Source organism: Aeromonas sp. 84A, from assembly GCF_051919345.1.
Taxonomy (GTDB): domain Bacteria; phylum Pseudomonadota; class Gammaproteobacteria; order Enterobacterales; family Aeromonadaceae; genus Aeromonas; species Aeromonas veronii.
Genome location: NZ_JBQBEW010000001.1, coordinates 4,590,291 through 4,611,116, shown reverse-complemented (window position 1 = coordinate 4,611,116; position 20,826 = coordinate 4,590,291). Strand labels below are relative to the sequence as shown.

Here is a 20,826-nt window from a genome sequence, read left to right as displayed (position 1 = left end):
GGAGCATACCCGTTTGTTGTGATGGTGTGGCTTGTCGCCAACCCGTCGGCAAGACGATTTAAAACAGCTCGTTACGAGAGTGGAGAAGAAGATTGAGTCTATTGAGCCAGGTTAGTGCCTCCCTGTTGGCCCCGAACGACCTCGACGAAGGGCGCCTGCAGCAGCTGCTCGGCAGCCTGATGAGCCATCAGGTGGAGTTCGGCGATCTCTATTTCCAGCGCAGCTGGCACGAGTCCTGGATGCTGGAAGATGGCATCGTCAAGGATGGCAGCTACAACATCGATCAGGGTGTGGGGGTGCGCGCCGTCAGCGGCGAGAAGACTGGCTTCGCCTACTCGGACGAGCTGAGCCTGCTGGCGCTGCAACAGTCGGTGACTGCCGCCCGCGGCATCGCCGCTGCCGGTGCTCACGGCAAGGTGAAGGCATGGGCGCGCACCGAAGCGAACCTGCTCTATCCGGCCATGGATCCGCTGCAGACCCTCGACAAGCACCAGAAGATTGCCCTGCTGGAGCAGATGGACAAGTTCGCCAGGAGTCTGGATCCCGCCATCAATCAGGTGATGGCCTCCATCAGCGGCGTCTACGAAGAGGTGCTGGTGGCCGCGACCGACGGCACCCTGGCCGCCGATGTGCGTCCGCTGGTGCGTCTGTCGGTGACTGTGATTGCCGAGAAGGGCGATCGCCGCGAGCGTGGCAGTGCCGGTGGCGGCGGGCGCTTTGGTTACGACTGGTTCCTCGAACTGGACGGGCTGGAGAGCCGCGCCTTTGGCTATGTGCGTGAAGCGGTGCGTCAGGCGCTGGTCAACCTCGAAGCCATCGACGCGCCAGCCGGTACCATGCCGGTGGTGTTGGGCTCCGGCTGGCCCGGCGTGCTGCTGCACGAAGCGGTGGGTCATGGTCTGGAGGGGGATTTCAACCGCAAGGGATCTTCCGCATTTGCTGGCCGCATCGGCGAGCAGGTGGCTTCCAAACACTGTACCATCGTCGATGATGGCACTTTGCCGGGTCGCCGTGGTTCCGTCTCCATCGATGACGAGGGGACGCCGGGTGGCTACAACGTGCTGATCGAGAACGGTATCCTCAAGGGTTATCTGCAAGATAAGCAGAACGCTCGCCTGATGGGCGTGCCACTCACCGGCAACGGGCGCCGCGAATCCTACGCTGCCATGCCGATGCCGCGCATGACCAACACCTACATGCTGGCGGGTCAGTACGATCCGGCCGAGATCATCGCCTCGGTGAAGAAGGGCATTTATGCCCCCAACTTCGGCGGCGGTCAGGTGGACATCACCTCCGGCAAGTTTGTCTTCTCCGCCTCCGAGGCTTACCTCATCGAGGATGGCAAGATTACCGCTCCCATCAAGGGCGCAACCCTGATCGGCAACGGCCCCGAGGCGATGAGCCAGGTCTCCATGGTGGGTAGCGACCTTGCGCTGGATCGCGGTGTCGGCATCTGCGGCAAGGAGGGGCAGAGCGTGCCGGTCGGTGTCGGTCAACCCACCCTCAAACTGGACCAGCTCACCGTGGGTGGCACGTCGTAGGTTGGGTTAGCCGCGCAGCGGCGTAACCCGATGTATTCAAACCCCGGCCCTTGCCGGGGTTTTGCTATTCAGGGAACCACAGACAACAAAAAGCCCCGGTCGTTGGACCGGGGCTGGCGGGTTATTCGGTATCAGTTGACGGATATGGCGCGGGCGTCGATGAAATAGCGAGCGTTACCCTGTTTGTCGATCTGGATTTTGGCAACCAGCTGCTCTTGATCTTTATATTCCCAGCGTTGCTCGATCTTGGCGAGGGATGGGCTCGCAATCCCAACCACGTTCAGGTACTCGTGAAACAGGCTATGGCTCCCTATTTCGGTCAGCATCTTGTCCATCTGCATACTCTCCTGAAGTTGAGTGGGTATTCATCAACAAACCTATCAGCGTCCATCTGAATAAAGTCTGTATGAAAAACAAACTAACTCATTTGTGTGTCAATAACATGATCAGGGACAAGATCAGTGCAGATCGTCAGGGACTTTTTGATACCGTTTTCAATCAGGGCCGGTGGGCTTCTGCGGCAACTGATCAAACGTGCCGGCAGCCTTTGGTTGCGCCGGTGCGGTTTGCACAGCCTGGCCGCCGTGGAAGACCGGATCCTGTGCCACTTCCTTGATGCCGTTGATGCAAAACTGCATACCCATGCAGACCAGCAGGAAGCCCATGATGCGGGTCATGGCATCGATGCCGGTGGCGCCCAGGATCTTGCAGACCGGATCCGCCAGCTTCAATACTCCCCAGCTGATCAGGCTCATCAGGGCAAACGCCGTTACCACACCGGCGTAGATGGTGAGGCGGTTGTACTCGTCAGGCAGCTCGGCAATCTGGGCTGCCCCGCTTATTACCAGCGCCATGGTACCCGGCCCGCACATGCTGGGCATGGTGAGCGGTACGAAGGCAATGCTCTGGTTTATATCGACCCCGCTCTGCTGGCTGGGGGCGGGGAACAGCATGCGAAAGCCGATAAAGCCGATGATGAGGCCACCGGCCAGGCGCAAGCCCGGAATGGAGATCCCGAACAGATCCAGGATCGAGGATCCGATAAAGAAGGTGATGCAGAGGGTGCAGAACAGATAGATGGCGGCCAGATTGACCTGACGGCGCACGTGTTCGCGCGACATCCCCTTGCTCAGTCCCAGCAGCAGGGTGGCCGTGGTGGGCGGGTTGACCATGGGCAGCAGCGCCAGCAAGGTGAGTAATACGACCTGAAAGAACATCTTGAGCCTCGGATAAAGAGTTGGACGTCATGGGGCGATGCGGGTGGCAGGCCCCAGAGGGAGGCTATCTTATGCTGGCGAAACTGAACATAAGCAGTACAAAAAAGCCCCGGCAGATACCGGGGCTTGTTGTTCGGGTCAGGCCGCTTGCGGCGCTTGCTGCTGCCGGATGGCCCGTTGCTGGAACCAGAGCCAGAGACCGATGGCGAAACCCAGCACCGACAGGCTTACCACATAGTGGGAGGGGGCCAGCATGTCGCTCTTCATCCAGAGGGTCACCGCCATCGGGGTGAGGCCGCCGAAGATGGCGTAGGCCACGTTGTAGGAGAATGACAGACCGGAGAAGCGCACCACCGGTGGGAAGGCGTTGACCATCACGTAAGGCACGGCGCCGACAATCCCGACCGCAAAGCCTGCCAGCATGTAGAGCGGCACCAGCTGGCTCGTACCAGCCGCCAGACCGTGATAGAAGGCGTAGCTGGAGCCCGCCAGCAGCAGGGAGCCGAACATGAAGGTGAGACCGCTGCCCAGCAGGTCGATCAGTCGACCATAAACGATGCAGCCGAGGGTCAGGGCCACGATCGCCAGCGAGTTGGCGGTCAGGGCGTCAGCCGGGCTGATGCCATAGACCTTCTGCAGATAGGTGGGGGTCATCAGGATCACCACCACGATACCGGCGGAGAGCAGCCAGGTGAGCAGCATGGAGACCACCACGCTGCTCTTGTGGTTGCGCAGCACCGACTTGAGGGGGAGCTCATCGGCCAGGGTCTTGTTGGCTTGCATCTCGGCGAAGACCGGGGTTTCGTGCAACCAGCGACGCAGGTACATGGCGACGATGCCGAAGATACCGCCGAGCAGGAAGGGCACTCGCCAGCCCCAGTCACTCACTTCGGCCGGGGTCAGGCTCTTGTTGACCGCAGTGGCGATCAGGGAGCCGAGCAGGATGCCGGCCGTCAATCCCGCCGTGAGCGTGCCGCAGGCAACCCCGACCCGCCGGGCGGGCACGTGCTCGGCGACAAATACCCAGGCGCCCGGCACTTCACCGCCGATGGCGGCGCCTTGCAGGATCCGCAGTCCCAGCAGGGCGATGGGGGCGCCGATGCCGAGCACCCCATAGGTGGGCAGCAGACCGATCAACAGGGTTGGCAGCGCCATCATGATGATGCTGAGGGTGAACATCCGCTTGCGACCGATGAGATCGCCAAAGTGGGCCATGATGATGCCGCCAAGCGGGCGGGCCAGATAACCGGCGGCGAAGATGCCGAAGGTCTGAAACTGGCGCAGCCACTCGGGAATATCTGCCGGGAAGAACAGCTCGCCGATGACCACGGCGAAGAAGACGAAGATGATGAAGTCGTAAAACTCCAGCGCGCCGCCGAGGGCAGCCAGACTCAGGGTTTTGTAATCCTGTCGATTGAGGGGGCGGGCGTGATCATGTTGTTGTGTGCTTGTGGTCATATCCGTATGTTTCCCATCGGTTTTTTTAGTTATTGTCGCCCCGGATAAGGGGCATATACAGGTGATCGAGAGTATGCTGCCTGCCTCTTGTGTGTAAATCGCGCAATTCGCAACACTGTCTTGCATCTTTTTGGGGCAATCCGAGTGCCCCGCTGGCGGAGGAATGATGGAAAAGAAACGGGTACTGCTCTCCTGGAGCAGCGGCAAGGATTGCGCATGGGCACTGCATCAGTTGCGGCAAGATCCCGCCATTGAGGTGGTGGGGCTGTTTACCACCCTCAATCAGGCATTCGAGCGGGTGGCGATGCACGGGGTGCGCAAGCAGCTGTTGACCGAGCAGGCCGCCTGCGTCGGGCTGCCCCTCATCACCATCGATCTGCCCTGGCCCTGCAGCAACGAGGATTACGCCCGCATCATGACCGGCTTTATCGCCGATGTGGTGGCACAGGGGATCCGCCATATGGCCTTTGGCGACTTGTTCCTCGAGGATGTGCGAGCCTACCGTGAAAAGCAGCTGGCAGGCACAGGCATCGAACCACTGTTCCCGCTCTGGGGCAGCAATACCCGTGAACTGGCGCCGCAGATGGTAGCCGCTGGGTTGAAGGCGCGGATCAGTGCTCTCGACCCGAACAAGCTGGATGCCAGCCTGGGTGGCCACGACTTTGACGAGGTGCTGCTGGCGGCGTTGCCGGCGGGGGTCGATCCGTGCGGCGAGAACGGCGAGTTTCACACCCTGGCCTATGATGGCCCCATGTTCTCTCGCCCGCTCGGCATTCGGGTCGGCGAGACAGTGCTGCGCGACGGCTTTGTCTTTACCGATCTGCTGCCAATCGAAGATTAATTATCGGGGGTCAAATGCTCCCTTTTGCAGGAGCATTCACAGATTTGAGAGGCGGAATGGGGACACTATGTGCCCCCTCTTTTGATTCAAGATGACAACCTGCCTTATGAAACACATCTCTCGTCCGGCGCTGCTTGCCTCCTTGCTGGCTGCCGCCCTCTCTCTGCCTGCTGTGGCGGGTCAAGCCGCTACCGTTCAGCCTATCCCTGCCGGTGTCACCACCGTCACCTTGGCCCAGCAGGCACCGATCCACTGGGTATCGGTGGAGCAGATTGCCAAGAGTCTGGATGGCCTGCCCCCGATGGCGGTCGGGTTTGATATCGACGATACCCTGCTCTTCTCCAGCCCGGGTTTTTATCGCGGCAAACAGGAGTTCTCCCCCAACGACGAGAGCTATCTGAAGAACCCCGCCTTCTGGGAGAAGATGAATAACGGCTGGGATGCGTTCAGCATGCCGAAAGAGGTGGGCAAGGCGCTTATCGCCATGCATCTCAAGCGCGGAGACCACATCTATTTCGTCACCGGCCGCTCGGCCACCAAGACCGAAACCGTGAGCCAGACCTTGCAGCAGACCATGAATATTCCGGCCGACCAGCTTAATCCGGTGATCTTCGCCGGTGATCAGCCGGGCCAGAACACCAAGGTGCAGTGGCTCAAGGATAAGCAGATGAAGCTCTTCTACGGCGACGCCGATGGGGATATCAAGGCGGCGCAGGAGGTCGGCATTCGCGGCATTCGTCTGCTGCGGGCCGCCAACTCCAGCTATCGGCCACTGCCGTTGGCAGGGGCGCTGGGGGAAGAGGTGATCATCAACTCCCAGTTCTGATCCGGAGAGGATCCATGCAACAAGGGCGGGGCCATTGGCACCCGCCCTTTTGCATCCGTCATCCTGCTCGGGTCAATCGTCTGCCCACGGCATCTCGGGCAGGCTGTCGAGGAACTCGCCGTAACGGGTCAGATTGAAGGGGCCCTGATCGGCCTCCATCGCCATCAGCTCGGCCCCGAGGGCGCAGGCGATATATTGCAGCGCCTCTTCCCGCGGGGTGCCCTTCATCACCAACCGCATCAGGGTCGCCTTCACATGGGGCGGGTGACCATCGTTGAGCTGGTTCTCCACCATCTCCAGCAGCGCGTCTTCGTCAAAAAATTCCTGAGTGTCGTTCATGGGATATCCGCAACAGTGAATGTGGCGGCCAGTATAGCCTGAATGGGGCTAACACTTTGAATGGCCAGCGAATAAACAATCCGATGGGGAGGCCATTTGTTACCCATAATTAGGAGGAGTTTGCCAAGGCAAACAGGTTGGAACACAGATAACATGGATGGACACGCCTATGCCCACGATAGATTCCCTGCTGGCCGAGCCCAAGCTACTGCCCCAGATCCCGGAAGTGATGCGGGATTTGATCCAGACCTTCAATGAAAAGGATCCGGATCTGCTCAAGATCAGCAAGTTGATCAACAAGGACCCTGTCATCTCCGCCAAGTTGCTGCGGCTGGCCAACTCGGCCAAATTCGGCAGCAGTCGTCAGATCGGCACCGTCAATGAAGCCGCGGTGCGGCTTGGACTGGCGATGGTGCGCAACATGGTGCTGGCCTGCGGGCTCACCGAATCGGTCACTGCGGTGCCCGGCATTGACCTCAAACATTTCTGGGGCTGCGTCTTCAACGTGGCGGAGCTGGCGCGTCGTCTGGCGGTGAAGAAGGGGATGAAGGGGGATGAGGTCTTTACCTGCGCCCTGCTCTACGATCTCGGCCGCTTGGTGATGCACGTAGGCTTGCCGGAAAACACTGTCCACCACATTCACGATCTGGAGTTGCACAAGGGGCGGGCCAAGGCGGAAGAGCTGGTGGTTGGCTTCAACTATGCCCAGGTCGGTGCCGCCATGGCGCGATACTGGAAGTTCCCCGAGACCATCAGCAATGCAGTGGAGTATCACTACAACCCCATGCTGGCCAAGGAGTTCTCCGCCGAGGCAGGGTTGATCCATCTGGCGATCGTGCTGGCTGCGCAATCTGATGTGGGGGAAGAGGCGCCGCCCGAGTGGCCCCACAAGGTGGCAGACGCGTTGGGGCTGAGCTGGGCCGATTGCGCCGCCCAGTTCACTGCACTGCGCGAGCAGGGTAATGGCTATGCCGGATTGCTGGCTGCCTGAGCCCGTTTATCCCATCTCATCAGGGGCCAACATGGCCCCTTTTTCATGGCCGATGATGCCACAGGCTTGCCAGCCCGGGAGTGACGGGGCACTCTTTGCCCTTCACTTTCCGTTTGAGAGCCCGTGCCATGATTGCCTCCGCCCGCCTGATCCTGCGCGAAATGATCGCCACCGACGCCCCCTTCATCCTTGAGCTGCTCAATGACGGCGACTTTTATCGTTACATCGGTGATCGGGGCATTCGTACCCTCGAACAGGCGCAGGAGTATATCCAGCAGGGGCCGGCGGTCAGCTATGCCCGCTATGGTCACGGACTCTATCTGGTGGAGCGCAAGGAGGACGGTGCCAGCCTCGGTATCTGCGGTTTGATCAAGCGCGACACCCTGGAGCTGGTCGATATCGGTTACGCCTTCCTGCCGCAATATCGTGGGCATGGCTACGCCATTGAAGCGGCGCAGGCCGCCCTTGCCGATGGCAAAAGCCGGTTGGGGATCGGGCAGGTGGTCGCCATCGTCACTCCGGGCAACGAGCGATCCATCGGCCTGCTGGCCAAGCTGGGGCTGGTGCGCAGTCGACTGGTCAAGTTGAGCGAAGATGCAGATGAGTGCCTGCTGCTGGAGCAGTGATCAAGGTCAGAGAGCAGAAAAGCGAATGGCGAGGTAGCTGTCAGGCTGAGTGACAAGCAAGAGGCCGGGTCTGGCTAAAGGCTTGAGAGAAGCAAAGAGGCCGCCGTGAGTTGCGGCCTGTCTGCATCGGGCGCTGCCGGAGGGCAGGCAGGATCAGTTGAGGTCTTCGATGGAGAACTCTGTCACTTTCTATAACTAAATGATTTTAATGGTTATTGTTTTTTATTTTTGTCTCGTATTTCTTTTAAACCCCACGCTAAACCCCGCAACTAAAAACTCAAGCTAGTTATAGTCTCGGTAAAGCAGGACCAAACTGCTTTGCTAATCGGTCAGGTGTTCGTGCTGAATGTTGAGAGCCTCTGCCAGTAGTGCGAGCTGCTGGCGGGTGAGTTGGTAGTCAGGTTGCTCCAAGGCCACCAGCTCACTCAGCGAAATACCCACCAGCTCAGCCAAATCAGTCTGACTCAGGCCCCGGTAGTTGCGCCAGGCCGCCAGCAGTGAAAGACCCTGCTCGAATTGCAGTACGATCACCTCATGGGGAAAGTAGATTTTGTCATTGCTCATGGTTGTTTCTTCTTTAATGGGGGTACTGATAACACATTGGTGGAGTACTCCTCCCATGGGTCATACCAGACATCGCTCAATGGGTGGATTTGCTGAGATACAACCCAAGGCTGACTGGGCCCGCCTGTCCCCGATCAGCTATCACAGGATGACTATATGTGGAGTTTGTAGTTGTCAACTAAATCCGGACACTTGGTTAGGCCGAACCTCGGCTTTTGCTGGCGTCATCCCGTCATTGTGTTGATGTGGACGCCGCCAGTTGTAGTAATCCATCAGGTAATAACTGATATCCCGCTTTGCTTCCCGCAAGCTCATATATCCCATAGCCGGGAGCCACTCTGACTTCAGGCTTCTGAACAACCGTTCCATCGGGGCGTTATCCCAGCAGTTGCCACGCCGACTCATACTCTGGGTCATGCGATAGCGCCACAGTCGTTGCCGAAATGCCCGGCTACCATATTGGCAGCCCTGGTCAGAGTGAAATAGCACACCAGAAGGGCAACCTCGTTGCTGATACGCCATCTCAAGTGCTTTGATGGCCAGCTCGGCATCTGGTTTATCTGACATCGCCCAGCCCACGACCCGCCGGGTATACAGGTCAAGAACCGCTGCCAGATAATGCCAGCGACCACCTGCCCAGACGTAGGTGATATCGCCACACCACACCTGATTGGGTTGCTGGACATCAAATTCGCGGGCCAGCAGATTGGGAATGTCCGGTCGTTCAGACCGAGCAACCTGATAGCGATGAGCGCCCGGTTGCTTGGATACCAGCCCGGCTTCCTTCATCAGGTTACGTACTTTGAATCGACCAATCTGATACCCCAACTCCCGCATCATCGACATCAAGGCGCGGCTGCCCGCTGAGTTCCGGCTCGCTTTGAACAACCGGCGCAACTCACAGCGCTGTTGCATACGTTCACGGTTAATCGTCCGCCTGCGAGCCAGATAGTCGTAAAAGCAGGATGTTGGAACATCGAAAGCGCAGCAGACCAAGGTGATGGGGGCTTGCTCTCTTAATTGGTCTATCAGCGCGTACGTGTGAACTCGTCCGCCATCAAGAGAGCAGTAGCCTTTTTTAGAATGTCCTTTTCACGTTCGAGCCGGTTGATACGGGCTTCCAGCTCCTGAATTTTCTGCTGCTCTGGTGTCAGCGCTTTATTAGTTGGGGTTGTGCCACTGCGTTCGGATTGCAGTTGCTGAACCCAGCGACGGAGCACTGTTTCACCGACATCCAGTGAACGGCTGGCTTCAGGGACAGAATATCCCTGGTCGAGCACCAGGGATGCGGCTTCGAGTTTGAATTCGGCAGTAAATGAGCGACGTAATCTTGTCATTGAACACCTCAGGTCATGGTGGCGACTGTACCACCTAAAATGGTGTCCGGGATGATTAGACCACTACAGTTCCAGCCCATATATGTGGAGCTCTTACCCTTATGTGGGGAGCTTATAGCCCCCGCAGAGGGGGCGGAGGCTCAAGCTAACCGCTCGTCTCACCAAGCAATATAACCGTTCCGCATCAAGCCGAAGACATAACGCATATTGTCATCGCTAGGTTCATCCTGCCCCAGAAAGCGCACCTTGATACCCAGATATTGAGCCCAGGCGACCCCCTTTTTAAATTCACGCCATTTATTATTTTTGGCACATGCCTCCAGATAGTGATTGAGCAGAGGGCGCTGATTTTGGCCTGCTGCATATTTCGCTGCATCAAATGCGCTCGACAGTTCCCGATAAATGCCGGGCCAATCGTTGGCATGAAAAAGGGTCTCGGCTCGCAACCAGGGCACCATCCAGGCACAGACAGATGATAACTGGTAGCTCTCTAGCTTTGCGATAAACCTGTCCACCTCGGATGGCTCGCAGTTGGTTTTTTTAAGCTCAAGAAATTCGGCAAGGCACTCGATGAATCCTTCCGGGATATGTTTTCTTTGCTGTTGTTGCCTATCAAAAAAATCGAAGACAGGCCCCACTACATCTTCACCATAGTGGATCAAAAACCACGCCTGTTGTTCTGCGGACAAGTTATAGGGGGCTTCCATAATAATGGACTGAATGTGATTAGCGGCATCAACCATGACATCGGCTCTTTCACGCCAGAAACGCTCTGTGTAGTTAGCATGGATACTGTCCAGCATTTCAGACGGGATTTGGGGGTGATGTGCCATCTCGTCAAAAAAATGAGAAAGCGTCGCCATTGGACCTTTGAGCCAGTCGGTATGTTGTTTGAATTGAGCAAGTAACTCATTCAGATAATCTCGACCATAGAGCTCATCAATGTCCTGACTAATGATGGTGGCGACCCTTGCCACAAACAGGGTCAACAATATGCTCTCTTTCTGCTCGGCCAGATGGGGATAAGCTTCCAGCGCTTGCATGAAATTGCGCTGCAACGCCTCCCAGCTGGGAATATGTTTGCCGGTGATCCAGTTCTGGGCACTATCCAGTTGATTAGCCTTCAAGTGATCATTGCTCTTAGCCCCCTCGGAGGGATAGTGAAACTGGGTCTGATTTACGCCGCTTAGCTGATATACCCATGTCATTGCCTTGCCGAGTGGCCAAGTGACCGAGTTATCGTCAGTCGTGGGCAAAAACCAGTATGGCTCCGCAGGGGAACTAAGAGCCTCACTGGCAAGATTGATGCGTGCCGGATGTTTGTGAAGGGAGACTACCAATCTGGGAATAAAATATGAAGATAATATCCAGCGCAGGCTGCCTTTTGTGTCCTGATAGGTGCCATCATCGGTAATGACATTACCATAAACCAGAACAAGGTCTCCGATAACATCTGAAATAACCTGCAATACCTTGCGATTTTTTATGCTGGCAGAGAGGATTTGAATAAATACATCGCCCAGCTCTTGAAAACTCTTATTGATATTTCCCTCTTCTGCAGTAAGCCTTTCCAGCGCTTTCTGATATTTCTTTTTCTCTTTGTCACTTAATGAGTGAGCATGTTCATACTTGCTTGGAATGATCCCTGTAGCCTTGAAGGAATACTTGACAACTTCCCCCAGGGTTGGAAAACCGGCCGTCATATTGAATCTCCTGATAAGCGCCTGGCTTGCCAGGCGCCACTTTTATTTCTGGTTGGGGTTCAGTTGTTTGCCACGGTTTCCGTGTACCTTAGTATTGGCCTGATTGGTGCCATTGCTCCCCTTGTTGGGGTTTAGCTGATTGGCGTGATGGTTGGCATTGTGTGGATGTTGAACGCCTTTTCCCGACTTTGACATAAGATGCTCCTGCTTGTTTCAGTGGAGCCTTGAGTCTATCTAGGGCTCGATACTCTGTCTTTCGGAGAGTTGGCGACGAAGATTTTCAACCGTCCATCTCGTGTTAGGTTGATTTTTCCTCGCTGAGCAAAGGGATATGGCGTGTTCGACAACTGAGTCACAATGCTAGGTGTATAGTAACCGTGCACCGACCTAGGCTTGGCGCACGCAATTCGACACAGATGAGGTAATCCATTTTCTTGATCTAAGCATGAACAACTGTGCGCAGCCAACCCTGAGGGCAACGCTTCGGAAGCGGTGGCAACCGGATCAACCCAGATGGTGCCTAGGTTTGTAATGATCTAAATCACCTGACCACTCAATCGAACGAAATGGTCGGCCGCTTCAGTTGGTGACTGTACGTGCTATGGATGTGATTGCCATGCAGACCCAACAAGAGATAGCCCAGCACCAAGCTGCGCAGGATTAAATAGGCGAGAACGGTCTTCTAGCAGATCGCGAGGCATCGGGGTGATCGTGGTTGGTGTTCTTCGTTGGTCTAGATCTCGAGGCTCCTCGAAGCCTCTATCATAGATAACCCCCCCCCTTGCCCGTGAATAAGCCGCGTTGATGCAAAAGACCGTCTCCAGCATCGCCCAACCAGTACCAGAATAGAGAGACATTTGCAGGTAAATCTCTTTGGAAGTGCGCCAATGCTTGCTCTCGTTGTGTTCTACCTGGCTTTCTCTCTTCCTCGGAAAATACATGGAGCTCAACAGGCTTCAGGCAAAAACGCATTATTTCTAGCAGAGTTTTTCGACAGCCAGGGCGTGTTGGGCAAATGTAGTTGTCATAGATAGTTACCTTTTCGGCATTCAGTAATAAGGCCTTGGCCGCTCCAGCAAGTGATGTCGCGTCACGATTAAACTGAGTATTGAAATCAAAATCGTCATCATCAAGGTCTTGCCAGTTAGCGATGTAGTGCGGGCGATTATCTGTCGTTCCGTCAACAACACGGTGGAAAGGTTGGGCTTGATGGCTGTCCACTGCAGCTTCACGCCATGGCGCTCCCGCGTATTCACGGTTAAAGCTAACCAAGCGTGACTCTTTGATCCTGAGGAGTTTCTCTGTTGCTTTATCTATCTGCTGGGCATTTAACGCAGTGGCAAGGTGGTCTGATACCTCTTTAAGCCAGTTTTCAGGGAAGCGCGAGAGAACCGCTCCTTTATCAAATCCCAAACGGGCCTCTAACAGGTTGAGGTCGGCCATATTTCGGATTTGGTTCGGGGAGATAGCAAATTCGAGATGCAGCATTAGAACAGCTCCCCCCGGCGTTCAGCAAAGAAACCATTTGGCCAAGGGGCATCAAATTCCCCTTCGTCAGTTGTCTTGATCGGCAGCAGGCGCGTTTTTCCGTTCTCCTGCTCGCAGAAAATAATCTGGATATCTTCTTTGCGGCAATAACAGCTGTGATTATCAGTGATGTCACCCTCTGCGGATTGGCGGCGTCGCTTAAGCAGCCTTAACATCAGGTGCTCGCTATGGGTTTCTACCAAAAACATCCGTTCTGGATCCTTGCGGCAGGCGTTCAGCATCATATCGGCGAGGCTGAGCTGCCATCTGGGGTGGATATGCAGCTCGGGTTGTTCGCAAGAGACCATCACGCCAGATTGTTCCAGACTGGTGGCGGCAATAAAGGGGAATACTTGAGATACTCCGACACCGACATCACAAGGGCGCAGCGGTGTATTGGCATTAGCTTCGGTTAATTGCACCTGACGCTGTTGTAGCGGAGCCTCTCCTTGAAAGCTGGCTTTGAAGTGATAACTGGAATTGAGCAAATCCACATGGTTGAAGCACTGATTAACCTGCTTGCGATACCCATCAGAACCAAAAGCAAAGTGATCCCAGCCTGCCGTGCCATCGTACCAGCGGCTACTCTTGGGCCTGCTTTCAAGCACAGTTCCTCTTCCAGGCACAATTCTCAATGGGCCGATATGGAGCAAGTGGAGCAGCTTTTGGCCCAGGAGTCGAAGTGGTGCCAGTGCGGCTTGCGATAGTGCTGCTTCGACAAACAGACGAGCTGCCAACGGATGATCAGGGTAAATTTCTTCCCATGCGACTTGGGCTCCAGACAAGTCAATTCGTCTGGTAACGGGGGGGAGGGCATCTTGGCCTCGGATATATACGGTTTCCCACTGGCCGGAAGCAAAAACATTTCCTAACTCAAAGGCCTCATCGATGTACCAATGGGGAAGTGGAGCATAGTGAGTAATAGCCACATCGGGTTTGCCCGCTTGCACCTCAAACCGTAGGTAGGTTTGCCCTTGGCTTGAGCACTCGAAGCGGCTGACGAAAGCCCTGTGTTTGAAGTCATCCCAGCTGATATCCAGCTCAAATGAGATGATGTCCGCGGTCGCCTCTGGCCCGTAGTGTAAGTTGGTTTCAAGCAGCCAATCTTCTGGGGGGGTAAGAAAATCGTGCCAGATATCTGCGACACCATCCCGGAAGTCCAGCGTTGCACCAAGGGTGATGGTATTGGTGAGATCTTTTCCATGCACCAGATTATGAAAGCCGCCCAGCCAGAGCTGCTCACCGGTAATGGAGCTGTATTGCGGATCAAAATTGCGCTCGACAATGATTTCATAGAGATAGAGTAGCGCCTGTAGCACGGTGCTCTTGCCGGTACTATTGGCTCCAAATAGCAGGGTGATTGGGGCCAAGGGAATATGGGCCTGCTGGGCAATTCCCTTAAACCCGCCTAGGGTCAGTGCGTTAATTTTCATCCTATACTCCCAATGCCGTTATAACTGTCCGGAGAAGGCTTTTTGATAAAGTGAATCGACAATTGGTAATTTGACTGAGTCGCTAAGTTTTTTAGACATAGACTCTATCTTTTTTGTTATTCCCTCGAATTGTTTTTGCATGGCTAAATCCGGGGTAGGCACTAAAAAACTCTTAATGTGTGTCATGTTTAAAAAAGGTTGAACGCCAGCGGATGCCACTTCCAACATTTTAGGTTTGTAGTAGCGAAGAAAATAATAGAAGTACGTCTTATTAATCCGAGACTCATCTAATCTTATCCTGCAACTTCCTGTGGTGGACAAAACGGCCTCTGGATATTTTGAGGGAAATATACAAACATTTCCAATAGTACCAACTTTGGTTAAGATTATATCGCCAGGAACAACAGCGCTTCTCCTGATAGTTAGGTACTTTTCTCTATTCATAAATTTTAGATCGTTACTAATAAATGTTCCATTTTCAGATACGTTTTTTGTTCTAATGACAGGGATTTCACCTTCTTCAATATAATCTACTTTTGTGTTGACGCTTGACCCAAAAGGGCCGTCAACAATGTCGCCTTTATTTGGTGAGAAAAAGTCTAATGGCTTTACATCCCATCCCTTCGGATTGGTGACGGGATCGCCAAACATATCGAGGAAGACGCTACGCAGAAAGTCATCGGCGAGGGCGATGGCTTGTTGGCGCTTCTGGCGGATGGCGTCGGCCTTATCCAGAATCGCAGCAATACGCTTTTGCTCCTCGAGTGGGGGGAGTGGAATCTCCAGCTCTTTAAAAGAGGTAACATTGAAACTTGCTTGATTTACTGATTTTTTTGTTATTTTCTTTAACTTCATCAAGAAGCTGTCACTAGACAACGCATAATATAGATATTTAGGCTCTATTTTACGATTAGGACGAAAAGAAAGTAAATTCATACCATGAATGATATCATTTCTTTCCTCTTCAAATATGGCGCACTTACCTAAATGGCTTTCACTGTTAATATGGCTAATTAATATATCACCTTTCTTGAGGCGAAAATCTATATAATCATTTTCAGTTAGATCCGCATAGCCACACTTATTTAAATTCACTTTACGTTCGGCAATCGTTTCTATGCGAGTTATTTTTAACCCACCAGCATCAGGAGACTGTTTTATAGACACTCCGTTTCTGATATGAGTCGCAAGCTCGCCCAATTTCACCATCGGCCACTTCATAGCATGTTCTCCAGCTCATTCAAATCAGCCAGAATTTCTGCTTCCAGTGCCTTTAATTTTCCCAAAATCATCTTGGGATCTTCATAGCTCTCCTCCTGATAGACCACCTCTTTATAACGGTTGATGGAGAGATCGTATTTCTGGGCGGCTATCTCGGCCTTGGGCACGATAAAGGCTTTCTGGGTGCGATCCTGATAGTCCCGTTCAACGCCCCTCTCGTCTTTCAGATGCTCGTTATTGGGGAACTGCTCGGCGAGCTGGCGGCTGAGCTGGTGGCCGATAAAGTTGCCGACCGGCATATGAGCCTGCTTGCGGTAGTGCTGCCAGCTTGAGACCAGATGGGGCAGATCGTTCTGGCTTATTGGGCTCCGCTTGTCATCGAGGCTGTAGCCGTCGTTTTGCAGGTCATAGAACCAGACATTGCTGGTGGCGCCGCCCTTGGTGAAGATGAGGATTGCGGTGGCGACCCCGGCGTAGGGCTTGAACACGCCGGAGGGGAGGTTGATCACCGCCTCCAACTGGTTGTGCTCCACCAGCAGCTCGCGCAGTTGCACATGGGCCTTGGATGAGCCGAACAGTACCCCCTGCGGCACGACGGTGGCGCTGCGCCCGCCGATTTTGAGCATTTGCAGGATGCGGGCGATAAACAGCAGTTCGGTCTTCTTGGTCTTGACCTTGCCGAGCAGCTTGGGGTCGATGTCCTCTTCATCCAGAGTGCCGGTAAAGGGCGGGTTGGCGAGGATCAGATGAAAGCCTTCGTTGCTGGCGTTTGGGTAACGTTCGCTAAAGCCCTGGCTCAAGGTGTCTTGATAGTGGATATCGGGTTGTTCGACTCCGTGCATGATGAGGTTCATGGCGGCGATACGCAGCATGGTGGCGTCGAAGTCGTAGCCGTGGAACATGTCGGTATCGACGTGGTGGCGATAGTCGGCGAGCAGATCCCCGGCGAAGACTTTTTGCTCTTCCAGCTCGCCGCGTTCGTTGGCAACGACCTGACTGTGGACGTTGTCGGCACTGGTGTAGCGCTCGACGATGTATTCGTAACTGTTGGAGAGGAAGCCCGCCGTACCGCAGGCAGGATCGCAGATCCGTTCATGGCGAGCTGGGTTGGGCTCCATCATCTCAACCATGGCGCGAATGAGGTGGCGCGGGGTACGGAACTGGCCGTTGATCCCGGCGGTGGTGAGTTTGGAGAGCAGGTATTCGTAGAGATCGCCCTTGGTGTCACCTTGGTCAATGGGGAGGGACTTGAGCATCTCCACCGCGCTGACCAGTAGTCTCGGGTTGATGATCTCCAGCCGGGCATTCTTCATAAAGTGGCTGAGGATGGAACCCTCGTGGTTGAGGCTGCGGAAGTGATCGAAGACGCCATCGCGTACCGTTTCCAACATCTCGTCCGCCCCTAGGTTGGCGTAGCGGGAGAAGCGATAATCCTGCTCGAACTCGGCAAAGCGGTGCTTGAAAGGAATGCCCGCCAGCATCTCCCGCTGCTCGTCCTTGCTCTCCTGCATGTCGAGCATGCGGGAGTACATCAGGAAGGTGATCTGCTCGATCACGGTCAGCGGGTTGGTGATGCCACCGACCCAGAAGGCTTCCCACAGCTTGTCGATATTACTTTTCAGTTCGCCGGTGATCATGATTGTTCCATACAAGATTGAGAGGCTGCTGGCGCGTCAGTGGGCGGCCAACAGACTAGAATAAGCGGCCCGCACAGGGCGGGCCATCAGTGCCAGATTGGAATGGCCGCGATTGTACCGCGATTTTTGGCAGGATGGGCATTGATGCCCCTTCCGCTTTTTAGGGCACCGCCTTTCCGGTTTCGACGGCAAACCCGTCGACGATGGCCTTGAGGGCCATGACTTGTGCCATATCGGGGAAAACCCCGGCCACCCCCTGACTGTTGACCGAGGTGAAAGGTTGCTCGAATAGTTGTTTCATCTCGATGGTGCCAAAGGTGCGGATATGGTTTTTCAGCAGATCGAGGAAGCGCATCTGAACCGCACTGAGGTGATGTTCAGCGGCGAAGGCGGTGAAACGCGCGGCCACCGCCTCTCCATCCATCCCCACCAGGGTACGCAGGATCTTGTCGAGCCCTGCACTGGCTTCGGGATAGAAGTCGGTCAGTACCTTGATATCGACGTTGGGGTTTTGCACCAGCACCAGTTTGCGCAGTTCGTCCAGTTCCTGGTCGGTAACCGGCTGACCACGACGGATTTTTTGCAGCACCCGGTTGCTGTCAAACAGGGGTTCCAGCACGCCCTGTACCTGCTTGCGGTAGAGTTTGAAATCCACTGATTTGATATTGGTCTTGCGCTGACCGGTCTGATACTCCCCCTCGTCTTCCTTGATGTTGGTGACCAGCGGCGGGCTTGAAGGAGTGGGGGTTTTCTCCATCAAGTGCATGATGTCGCGCAGGGTGATGCGAGCGTGTTCCAGCTGATCGAAATCAGCCTGCTGCCACCAGAGCAGCTCGCGCAACTGATTGATCAGTTCGCCGTGTTGCTGTACCTGCGCCAAATGGGGCGGCAGCAGTTCCACCTTTTCCGCCACCTTGTGGTAGCTCTGCATCAACTGCTCCGGGTTGTCATAGAGCGCCAGCTGGGCGGCGATCATGTCCATATCAAAGCGCAGAGCATCACCTTGGCCGCGTACATCGAGCCACTGCATCAAGGGGGCCATTTCGGTGAGCAACGCCTGCTGGGTAGCCGGTGAAAATTGCCGCAGCACCTTGGGATCGCTCAAGCGTGCCTTCTCTTTCCAGCGCTCTTGTACCGAGATGGATCTGTCATCCAGCGCATCGAGTTGGGAGCGCAGTAGCAGGGCCACCTTGTCGAGCGCATCCCGGTCAAATTTCTTCAAGGCGCTTCGCCCTAGTTGCAACCAGGCCTCGAAGCGTTGCTGAGCGAGGGATTTGCTGACCGCAGGCTCCACCTCTTCGGGCTCCTGCTCGAAGTAGTCGAACACGCCCCAGTGATCGAAGATGCGGAACTTCTCCTTGTGCTTGCCCGGCCCGAACAGATCTTTGCACAGGCGGGTGCCGCGCCCGATCATCTGCCAGAACTTCACCTTGGATCGCAGCGGTTTGGCAAAGACCAGATTGACCACTTCGGGTACGTCGATGCCGGTATCGAGCATGTCTACCGAGATGGCGATGGTAAGGTCGTGGTTTTTGCCATCGCCCTTGAAGTCGTCGATCAACTGCTCGGCACGGGGGTCGTAGTTGTCGATCACCTGGCAGAACTTACCCGCAAACTGGGGGTATTGCTCATCGAACACGGCTTGCAGCAAGAGGGCATGCTGGTGGTTGCGGGCGAAGATGATGGTCTTGCCCGGCAACTGGCCATCCTTGTCCTTGATGCCGTTCTCCATCAAGTTGCGCATGATGGCGGCATTGGTCGGCTTGTTGTAGATGGCCTTGTCGATGCTCTGGGCATCAAAATCGAGCTCGTTGGGGTCGATGCCGTCATCTTCCAGTTGAGCTACTTGCTCATCGGTCAGGTTGTCGCGTTTGATCCCCTCGCGCAGGAATTTGGTGGTGTGAGTCACCACCTCGTAGGGCACCAGATGATCATCTTCGATGGCCTTTTCCAGCGAGTATTCGGCGGTGGGCATCTTGTAGTCACAACCGAATAGCTGGCAGGTGGAGCGGCTAACCATCTCGACTGGCGTCGCGGTCAGGCCCACTTGCAGGCAGTCGAAGTATTTGAACAGATCCCCGTAGACGTTGTAGATGGAGCGGTGGGATTCATCGGCCACGATGAGATCGAAATAGCCCACATCAAACTGCTCCATGATATTGAGCATGCCGGGATAGGTGGCGATAAAGATGCGGGCGGTCTGCTGGGTCGCCTTGTCACTGGAACCGACTACGCAGAGAGGGTCGCTGATAAATTCGTTGAAGGCGTTGCGGGCCTGTTTGCGCAGCTCCTTACGGTCGCATAGAAAGAGCACCCGTTTCACCCAGCGGGCATCGAGCAGCAACTTGGTCAGGGCGATGGAGACGCGGGTCTTGCCGGTGCCGGTGGCCTGCACGATCAGGGCGCTGCGCTTTTTATTGCTGAATGACTCCGCCACGCGACGAATGGACTCCAACTGATAGAGGCGAGTGCCGCCCCCGGCAATATTGGTGTCGATGGGGGTTTGCAACAGATCCTTTTTGCTGGTGCGCTGCTGGATCAGGTGTTGCAGGCTCGCCTTGCTGTAGAAGCCGAACAGGCGGCGCGGTGGATAGCCATGAGAGGGATGATCATCCCAGATAAAGATGTCGTAGCCATTGGTGTAGAAGATGACCGGGCGCTGACCGTATTTCTCCTCCAGCCAGTCGGCATAGAGCTTGGCTTGTTGGCGTCCTGCTTCGGCATCGACCTGAGTGCTTTTCGCTTCAATCACCGCCAGCGGCTGGTGGTTGTCATCCCACAACACATAGTCAGCGCGCCCCTTACCTGTCTTGGTGGGCTGCTTGAGGGTGGCTTCTTCCTGACTGACTTGTTCGGTATCGCTGCCATCATCCGAGATATCCCAGTTGGCATCGAGCAGGCGGGCATCGATAAGGCGGCGGCGAGTCTCGGCCTCGTTCATGTCGAGCAGGCTGACCGCTTGCTGGTTCTTCAGACGGGATTGTTCTAGGCGAGCTTTGAGCTCGTCGGCCTGCTCTTTGGCTTGCTGCAGGTCACGCAGAATAGCGATCTCACGCTCTTCGGCAGCCTTGAGGGCGGCACAGGCTTTTTCCAGCTCATGCGCCTTTATCTTCAACGCATCCGTTGTAAGTTCAACGGGTTGCTGCGCTGGCTGGGTAAAACTGCCACATTCCTGCTGATTGCCGTTGTCGTAGCGGATATAGAGCCAGGCGGCGATCAGCCACCCCTCTTTGAGCAGCCAGACCGAGTGCTTCTGCTCGCACTTCTCGCCGTGAGCGGCTTTGTTGCCGTATTGGCGCAGGATATCGAGTTTCCCGTGAATGGGCTTTGGCATCAGGTCGACAAATACATCGTCCTTGATGAGATCGAACAGGTTGGGTCGATAGCCTTGGGGCAAACGCTCTTCCCGGTAAATCCAACGCACGATCAACTCGACCATGTTGCGCAGTTTTACCAGTGAGGTCTCCGGGTCGTTGTAGACATATCTCTCCGCCATCGCCCCCAGATCGGCTATCTCGGGCCATTTGCGGCGCAGCATTTCGAAGTTCAGTGACTTGTTTGGCAT

17 protein-coding genes are annotated in these 20,826 nt (G+C 55.3%); 5 read left to right on the top strand and 12 right to left on the bottom strand.

The features are described from left to right. Nucleotides 1-92 precede the first annotated feature (92 nt). A complete protein-coding gene (gene tldD, locus ACTG20_RS20960) occupies nt 93-1,541 on the top strand; it encodes a metalloprotease TldD (RefSeq protein WP_026035085.1) in 1,449 nt (482 codons plus the stop codon). 131 nt (nt 1,542-1,672) lie between these two features. On the opposite strand, the gene ACTG20_RS20955 is transcribed toward tldD, so the two are convergent. The 3 genes from ACTG20_RS20955 to ACTG20_RS20945 all read right to left on the bottom strand — a co-directional run bounded on the left by ACTG20_RS20955 (nt 1,673) and on the right by ACTG20_RS20945 (nt 4,216). Then, on the bottom strand, nt 1,673-1,876 hold the full coding sequence (locus tag ACTG20_RS20955) for a hypothetical protein (protein ID WP_005340062.1): 204 nt from the start codon (nt 1,874-1,876) through the stop codon (nt 1,673-1,675). 159 nt (nt 1,877-2,035) lie between these two features. Continuing rightward, nucleotides 2,036-2,758 carry a MarC family NAAT transporter gene (locus ACTG20_RS20950; RefSeq protein WP_164537829.1) on the bottom strand — a complete coding sequence of 241 codons (723 nt, stop codon included), beginning with the start codon at nt 2,756-2,758 and terminating at the stop codon, nt 2,036-2,038. A gap of 138 nt (nt 2,759-2,896) precedes the next feature. After that, entirely contained in the window at nt 2,897-4,216 is a 1,320-nt protein-coding gene (locus tag ACTG20_RS20945) for an MFS transporter (protein ID WP_439987384.1), read from the bottom strand. A 166-nt stretch (nt 4,217-4,382) separates the two neighbouring features. Here ACTG20_RS20945 and ACTG20_RS20940 point away from each other — a divergent pair, with 166 nt between their 5' ends. Together ACTG20_RS20940 and aphA are read left to right on the top strand one after the other, a co-directional pair. Beyond that, nucleotides 4,383-5,057: an adenine nucleotide alpha hydrolase gene (locus tag ACTG20_RS20940; protein ID WP_194494937.1), complete on the top strand. Its 675-nt coding sequence runs from the start codon at nt 4,383-4,385 to the stop codon at nt 5,055-5,057. 106 nt (nt 5,058-5,163) lie between these two features. After that, nucleotides 5,164-5,883 (top strand): acid phosphatase AphA, encoded by a 720-nt coding sequence (gene aphA, locus ACTG20_RS20935; protein ID WP_005342927.1) that lies wholly within the window; start codon nt 5,164-5,166, stop codon nt 5,881-5,883. Between the two features lie 72 nt (nt 5,884-5,955). On the opposite strand, the gene ACTG20_RS20930 is transcribed toward aphA, so the two are convergent. Next, nucleotides 5,956-6,222: a hypothetical protein gene (locus ACTG20_RS20930; RefSeq protein WP_005348674.1), complete on the bottom strand. Its 267-nt coding sequence runs from the start codon at nt 6,220-6,222 to the stop codon at nt 5,956-5,958. A 169-nt stretch (nt 6,223-6,391) separates the two neighbouring features. Between ACTG20_RS20930 and ACTG20_RS20925 the strand changes: the two genes are divergently transcribed. Both ACTG20_RS20925 and ACTG20_RS20920 read left to right on the top strand, forming a co-directional pair. Beyond that, nucleotides 6,392-7,213 (top strand): HDOD domain-containing protein, encoded by an 822-nt coding sequence (locus ACTG20_RS20925; protein WP_005357745.1) that lies wholly within the window; start codon nt 6,392-6,394, stop codon nt 7,211-7,213. A 128-nt stretch (nt 7,214-7,341) separates the two neighbouring features. After that, nucleotides 7,342-7,839: a GNAT family N-acetyltransferase gene (locus tag ACTG20_RS20920; RefSeq protein WP_194494897.1), complete on the top strand. Its 498-nt coding sequence runs from the start codon at nt 7,342-7,344 to the stop codon at nt 7,837-7,839. Nucleotides 7,840-8,160: 321 nt separating this feature from the next. Here ACTG20_RS20920 and ACTG20_RS20915 read toward each other — a convergent pair whose 3' ends face one another. From ACTG20_RS20915 to ACTG20_RS20880, 8 genes are all read right to left on the bottom strand, one after another. Next, on the bottom strand, nt 8,161-8,403 hold the full coding sequence (locus ACTG20_RS20915) for a helix-turn-helix domain-containing protein (RefSeq protein WP_194494896.1): 243 nt from the start codon (nt 8,401-8,403) through the stop codon (nt 8,161-8,163). A 174-nt stretch (nt 8,404-8,577) separates the two neighbouring features. Beyond that, a protein-coding gene (locus tag ACTG20_RS20910; protein WP_226327130.1) for an IS3 family transposase occupies nt 8,578-9,740 on the bottom strand; the annotation gives its coding sequence in 2 pieces (ribosomal slippage) (nt 8,578-9,485 and nt 9,485-9,740; 1,164 coding nt in all). A 158-nt stretch (nt 9,741-9,898) separates the two neighbouring features. Then, nucleotides 9,899-11,443, bottom strand: coding sequence for a hypothetical protein (locus tag ACTG20_RS20905; RefSeq protein WP_194494895.1), 1,545 nt, complete (start codon nt 11,441-11,443; stop codon nt 9,899-9,901). A gap of 762 nt (nt 11,444-12,205) precedes the next feature. Next, nucleotides 12,206-12,931, bottom strand: coding sequence for a hypothetical protein (locus tag ACTG20_RS20900; RefSeq protein ID WP_194494894.1), 726 nt, complete (start codon nt 12,929-12,931; stop codon nt 12,206-12,208). Next, nucleotides 12,931-14,403, bottom strand: a complete 1,473-nt coding sequence (locus ACTG20_RS20895) for an AAA family ATPase (RefSeq protein WP_194494893.1) — start codon at nt 14,401-14,403, stop codon at nt 12,931-12,933. Before ACTG20_RS20895 ends, ACTG20_RS20900 begins: the two co-directional genes overlap by 1 nt. An 18-nt stretch (nt 14,404-14,421) precedes the next feature. Further along, nucleotides 14,422-15,624, bottom strand: a complete 1,203-nt coding sequence (locus ACTG20_RS20890; protein ID WP_194494892.1) for a restriction endonuclease subunit S — start codon at nt 15,622-15,624, stop codon at nt 14,422-14,424. After that, on the bottom strand, nt 15,621-17,261 hold the full coding sequence (locus tag ACTG20_RS20885; protein ID WP_194494891.1) for a type I restriction-modification system subunit M: 1,641 nt from the start codon (nt 17,259-17,261) through the stop codon (nt 15,621-15,623). Before ACTG20_RS20885 ends, ACTG20_RS20890 begins: the two co-directional genes overlap by 4 nt. Nucleotides 17,262-17,421: 160 nt before the next feature. Then, nucleotides 17,422-20,826 carry a DEAD/DEAH box helicase family protein gene (locus tag ACTG20_RS20880; RefSeq protein ID WP_194494890.1) on the bottom strand — a complete coding sequence of 1,135 codons (3,405 nt, stop codon included), beginning with the start codon at nt 20,824-20,826 and terminating at the stop codon, nt 17,422-17,424.

What these genes read in the sequence shown, in the direction of transcription:
- ACTG20_RS20920 (WP_194494897.1), top strand. Translation starts at nt 7,342, where the DNA reads ATGATTGCCTCCGCCCGCCTGATCCTGCGCGAAATGATCGCCACCGAC.
- aphA (WP_005342927.1), top strand. Translation starts at nt 5,164, where the DNA reads ATGAAACACATCTCTCGTCCGGCGCTGCTTGCCTCCTTGCTGGCTGCC.
- ACTG20_RS20955 (WP_005340062.1), bottom strand. Translation starts at nt 1,876, where the DNA reads ATGGACAAGATGCTGACCGAAATAGGGAGCCATAGCCTGTTTCACGAG.
- ACTG20_RS20940 (WP_194494937.1), top strand. Translation starts at nt 4,383, where the DNA reads ATGGAAAAGAAACGGGTACTGCTCTCCTGGAGCAGCGGCAAGGATTGC.
- ACTG20_RS20950 (WP_164537829.1), bottom strand. Translation starts at nt 2,758, where the DNA reads ATGTTCTTTCAGGTCGTATTACTCACCTTGCTGGCGCTGCTGCCCATG.
- ACTG20_RS20930 (WP_005348674.1), bottom strand. Translation starts at nt 6,222, where the DNA reads ATGAACGACACTCAGGAATTTTTTGACGAAGACGCGCTGCTGGAGATG.
- ACTG20_RS20890 (WP_194494892.1), bottom strand. Translation starts at nt 15,624, where the DNA reads ATGAAGTGGCCGATGGTGAAATTGGGCGAGCTTGCGACTCATATCAGA.
- ACTG20_RS20925 (WP_005357745.1), top strand. Translation starts at nt 6,392, where the DNA reads ATGCCCACGATAGATTCCCTGCTGGCCGAGCCCAAGCTACTGCCCCAG.
- ACTG20_RS20880 (WP_194494890.1), bottom strand. Translation starts at nt 20,826, where the DNA reads ATGCCAAACAAGTCACTGAACTTCGAAATGCTGCGCCGCAAATGGCCC.
- ACTG20_RS20885 (WP_194494891.1), bottom strand. Translation starts at nt 17,261, where the DNA reads ATGATCACCGGCGAACTGAAAAGTAATATCGACAAGCTGTGGGAAGCC.
- ACTG20_RS20900 (WP_194494894.1), bottom strand. Translation starts at nt 12,931, where the DNA reads ATGCTGCATCTCGAATTTGCTATCTCCCCGAACCAAATCCGAAATATG.
- ACTG20_RS20895 (WP_194494893.1), bottom strand. Translation starts at nt 14,403, where the DNA reads ATGAAAATTAACGCACTGACCCTAGGCGGGTTTAAGGGAATTGCCCAG.
- ACTG20_RS20915 (WP_194494896.1), bottom strand. Translation starts at nt 8,403, where the DNA reads ATGAGCAATGACAAAATCTACTTTCCCCATGAGGTGATCGTACTGCAA.
- ACTG20_RS20945 (WP_439987384.1), bottom strand. Translation starts at nt 4,216, where the DNA reads ATGACCACAAGCACACAACAACATGATCACGCCCGCCCCCTCAATCGA.
- ACTG20_RS20905 (WP_194494895.1), bottom strand. Translation starts at nt 11,443, where the DNA reads ATGACGGCCGGTTTTCCAACCCTGGGGGAAGTTGTCAAGTATTCCTTC.